This window comes from Caballeronia humi, assembly GCF_001544475.1.
Classification (GTDB): domain Bacteria; phylum Pseudomonadota; class Gammaproteobacteria; order Burkholderiales; family Burkholderiaceae; genus Caballeronia; species Caballeronia humi.
Genome location: NZ_FCNW02000125.1, coordinates 1 through 4829 on the forward strand (window position 1 = coordinate 1; position 4829 = coordinate 4829).

The 4829-nt window shown below is 62.0% G+C and carries 4 protein-coding genes; all 4 read right to left on the reverse strand.

Going from position 1 to position 4829, the window contains the following annotated elements; translation table 11 throughout:
- Window positions 1–382 precede the first annotated feature (382 nt).
- Window positions 383–2065: a hybrid sensor histidine kinase/response regulator gene (locus AWB65_RS34160; RefSeq protein WP_235008079.1), complete on the reverse strand. Its 1683-nt coding sequence runs from the start codon at window positions 2063–2065 to the stop codon at window positions 383–385.
- Window positions 2066–3063: 998 nt separating this feature from the next.
- Window positions 3064–3555, reverse strand: coding sequence for a WD40 repeat domain-containing protein (locus AWB65_RS34165; protein WP_159907955.1), 492 nt, complete (start codon window positions 3553–3555; stop codon window positions 3064–3066).
- 41 nt (window positions 3556–3596) lie between these two features.
- Window positions 3597–3974 (reverse strand): WD40 repeat domain-containing protein, encoded by a 378-nt coding sequence (locus AWB65_RS34170; protein ID WP_159907958.1) that lies wholly within the window; start codon window positions 3972–3974, stop codon window positions 3597–3599.
- Window positions 3975–4248: 274 nt separating this feature from the next.
- Window positions 4249–4829 (reverse strand): toll/interleukin-1 receptor domain-containing protein (locus AWB65_RS34175; protein ID WP_235008081.1); only part of this gene is annotated, 581 nt, incomplete at its 5' end.

The window sequence follows — 4829 nt, forward strand, 5'->3', positions numbered from 1 at the left end:
TCATTGATGACATAAGTTCAACGTTTACGCCTTCGTTACGGATGACCGCTACATGAGGTATTTCAACAGCCTGCTAGGACCAGTTGTAGGGCCCATCGGTTTTCAAGGTCATCGCCTACAAGGAGTACGGTAGACAATTGCACGCCACCGGTCGCAGCATTATCCATATTTGGCGCAAACGCTGTACCCTAAGGGAGCCTGCTGCGTGCGTAGGCATTACCTGGCTGAGAGTTGCGCACCTACCGACACGTTAACACGGCAGGATGCCTATGCCCAAACCTGACGAACGGCGACCGCATAGACGCCGGCACCCGGTCGGGTCGGCCGCAGTTCCCCTTTTCCGACCCCGTTTGGTCACCGTGTTTCCCGCGCGAGCTGTCGGTCACTGCGGGCCGAAGTCCTGTTTCTTCAGGGGCGTTTCCCCCACGGTCGCGAGGATAGAAGTAAGTGCTTGTATATCGACGGGTTTCGCCATGTGACGGTCAAAGCCAGCTGCAAGCGCTGCCACGCGGTCGTTCTCCGACACGTCTCCCGTCAATGCCACGAGCTTTAGATGTTTAAGCGCTGGCCGAGTTCGTAGCTCTGCCGCCAAAGTAAATCCATCCACATGGGGCATATTGACGTCGATGAATGCTACGTCGGGAGTAAATCCATCAAGGGCGGCAAGTGCCTCATCCGCGCTCGTCGCGGTGTAGACAACATGTGCATCAAGCCCAAGCAGAAGCGCCAGCGACTCCACCGTATCCCTGTCGTCATCCACCACGAGCACGCGGCAGGGCGCCGCGCAAGGCGCCATCCCATGGGGTTGCGTACCAGACAAGTCGGGGCCGCGCGACAACGGCAGACAAATGGTCACCGTCGTTCCCGAGGACGACTCGCCGCTTTGGACCGCGACAGTGCCGCTGTGCGCCTCTACGAGATATTTCACCAGGGCGAGCCCGATTCCGAGGCCGGCTTCCGTCGAGGGAGAGCGGCTACCGCGCTGGGTGAATATGTCAAAGATGTGAGGCAACGCTGGCGCGGATATGCCATAGCCTTCGTCGGCGACGGTCATCGACAAGGTAGGCTCAGTCGACGTCCCAGAGGGGTCCGCCGGAACGTCTACAGCCGCAGTCAAAGCTATTTGGCTGCCATCTGGTGAGTACTTCGCGGCGTTGCTCAATACGTTGACAAGCACTTGGGTAATACGGCCGGAATCGACGTAAACCAGCACCGCATCGGACGGCGCGGTGACTTTAAGCGTGTGCTTGCGCGCCTCCATTTGCGGCCGGACAGCGGCAACTGCATCATTCAGAATGTCCGCCAGGAGGCTGTTCTCTGGCCTGACTGTGACCTTGCCCTGCCGGATTCTGGAGGCGTCGAACAGGTCGTCGACAAGGCGCTGCAACCTGTGGAGCTGACGTTCGGCAATACCGAGCGCCTGCTCCGCCTGTTGTGATTGGAGTTCCAGACGTCCCAGACATTTGATGGCGCTGTCGATGGGGGCAATTGGGCTGCGCAACTCGTGGCTTAGCGTCGCTATGAATTCGTCCTTACGCGCCTCCGCTTCGCGCAGGGCGGACTGGGCAGTTTCGGCCTGAATGGCCCGGCTCTCGGCTAGCGCCTTCATGCGCGCCACATGCATCGTCGCGCCGGTGAAATCTGCGAGGCTAGTGAGCAATCGCAGGTCCTCGGCATCGAAGCGAACTTCAGGACGTTGCGACATCACCCAGATGGCGCCCCACGCGTCGTCCCGGACAGGAATTGGCACGAGCAATGCCTCGACCACGGGCGGGGACAGCATCTCGATGGATGGAAAGAAACGCTGTGGCGTTCCGAAAAGCTCCGGTTTGCCCATTGCCAGCGTAACGCCGCACAGGCTGTCGTCGAAGGGCCGGTGAGTGTTGAGAAAAGGCACAGCCTGCCCCGCGAGAGCCGCCCACCGGAAGCTGGCGGGCCGGTCGGGCGGCGACTCGAGTACGCTGATGCCTGCGCTGTCCGCGCGACACAGCCGCGCAGCTTCGCGTGCAAGCGTACCAAACATCTCTGCGTCCGACGTGGCAAGTGCATGGGCGAGTTTGCCCAACACCTTTGCCTCTGCTTCATAATCCGGATGCCGACTTGGCCTCGAATACAGTTCTGAAGTTATGAGCGACTGGCGATGGGTCTGGCGGATGCTGTCGGGCTTCGGGATGGTCATAAGCTGAGTAAGGGTTTTTAGGAATGCGTTCCACCTCGGCGAGCCGGCGGTCCCGATTCGAGCGGCCCCACAACAATCATAGACGCTTGCGACCCGTATATTGATTTTTAAGGTCCACGCCGGGGTGTCTGCTCTGCTGAATGGGCCAACAGAAATGCGGCAATGCGGCAACGTGACCTTGTGTTTGCCTGCCCTCACACAGGGCGGGGAAGAAAAGGGCAAACGACTGAAGGCGTGTGTTTTCCCACTCTCCGACGCGCCGACCACGTCCGCATCGCCGGTGAAGCATCCAATGCGGCGCGTATCAAGGCCGTTCTTGTGGCGGACGCGCCTTGTGAATACCGCGTCGAGGAGCGTGCGCTCCAAGACAGCGGTTAGGCTTGTAGAGCGCGCGGTCGGCGCGATAGAACGTCTCGTCCAGCCTGTCCCCGCGAGACACTTGCCTAATGCCAGCCGATACGGAATATCGCACCTCTTTGCTGGCAACGCTTAAGCGCTTGATGCGACGGGTGTCCTGGATGTGGATACGCTTTTGAGCTTTGACCGTGGTCTGCTAGGGATGGAGTTCGGTCGCGTATGCCGATCGCATCGGGCGACTCTCGGGCCAGAAACAGTCATTCGCCCGCCCCAGCAAACGGGGCGTTGGAGCGGCTGCGTCGCCATGGCGAACGGTCGTTGACCGACCGCCTGCGCAGTTTTTCATCCGCGCTTTAGGCCACCCGAGGCGGCTCGCCTTCCAACGCTATCGATGCATCCCTGGTTCCATCAGCTGATGCGCTTCGACTCGCTCAGATAACTCGATGCGTTGCAGGCTTTCCGGGGCACAGCGGCGGTTCGCCCTTAACCCTGTCCGTCAAGTCGTCGTGCGGAATCGGCAGGCCCGGTCACTGGCACTTGTATTCTATTTCCGGGGAGGCCCATTCGCGCCACTGCTGGCGGCTCATGTTGCGGCTCAGTTTCGCACACAGCTCGTAGGCCCAGGACGACGGGGCCGGCCAGAGGCGGAGCGAGCCCTTGCGGGGCGGCCCGATCGGCTGGCCGGTAGCGACATCCCACAATCGCAGCGTCCTGTCTTCGCTGCCTGAGAGGATGCGGCTGCTGTCCGGCGTGAAGGCGACGCTCAGCACGCTTTGGGTGTGCGCTTCCAGGTCCGAGCGCAGCCGTTCGACGGTTGTACCGTCCCACAGCGACAGAGTCCCGCTCGAGTTGCCGGAAACGATGTAGCGCCCGTCCGGGCTGAAGGTCACGCTGAACACCTGTGACGACGACGCGTACTGCAGTTTGGACTTGCGGGTCGCGGCGTCCCACAAGCGCGCGCTGTAGTCCGAGCCGCGGTAAACGATACGCCGGCCGTCGGGGCTGAAGCTTACGCTCACGATCGAACCCGCGTTCAGCGGCGAGCCGGTCGGCTCTCCGATTATTTGAACGGAGCGCGTAATGGCTTGCCGCTGCTCGCGTCCCACAGTCGCACCGTCTTGTCGGCACTGCCCGACGCGATGCGGGTCCGGTCCGGACTGAAGGCCACGCTGGATACCGGGCCTGCGTGCCTAACGATCAGGGCGCCGGCGGAGCGACCGCTTCGGGCGTCCCACATTCGAAGCGCATCGTCGACACCGACCGATACGATGCGGCTGCTGTCAGGACTGAAGGCTAGGCTCCGCACCGCCTTGCCATGACCCTCGAGCGGCAAGCCGAGCAGGTGGCGGAGGGGCGCGTCCCACAGCCGCAGGTTTGGGTCTTCAGTGCTGCACGAAGCGATGCGGCGCCCATTGGGACTGAACACGGCGCTTGCCACGCGGGATCCGCCTGTCGCGCCGGATCGTTTTCGGCTTCCATTGTCGGTGACGACGATCGCTTGTCCGGTGGCGGCAATCCCAGAGCCGCAAGGTCGCGTCCGCTCCACCCGAGAGGATCACGTCGCCCCGGGGCCCTGACGGCGACAGTTGTGACTTCGCCGTCATGGCCGCGCAGGGCACATCCGGACCGGGCCGGGATCGCCAGGGCCGCGACGACGACGCGCACCACCCAACGCCAAGCCACGTTCGACTTGAAGCGGGTGGGTGCGACTGTCAGCCGCTCAACCACCGCATCGCTCGCAATACCGTTCTCCACATTGATCTGCGCTTCGTCGAGCCAGATCTTGTCGCGAAAGCCCAGCCAATCCTGCACCGCTTCAGCAATGGACAGGTCTTGAAGGTGCAGCGTTGACGCTGATGGAAATGACCGGCCGGTTGGATGGCGCTGGCGTCTTTAAGCGTGCCTCGGTTGGCGATGACGACAAGAATCTTTGAGCGATGCAGTGCTCCGCGCAGCGCGGCGTCGAGCTCGTCGCGGGGCGACGCACTATCTTCGCTGAAGAACACGGTGAAGTCGCATTTGCGGAGCCGCCGCGCCAGATCAGAAGAGTAGCTCTGGGTGCCGCGCGGTGGCGCCCCGAGCGCGACTGAAATGAAGATGTCGTAGCCGAACAGGCGCGCGGCGCTGCCGCGCTTCGGTGTGCGCGGCAAGCCACCTATGGCGGCGGAAGTCTGAGATTGACCCGCTCCAACGGACAGATTTGCAGTTAAAGAGCCTGAGATTGACCCGCTCCAACGGACAGATTTGCAGTTAAAGATTTGTCGTGGTCCGGCCTCCGTTAAGCGTTGAGTCG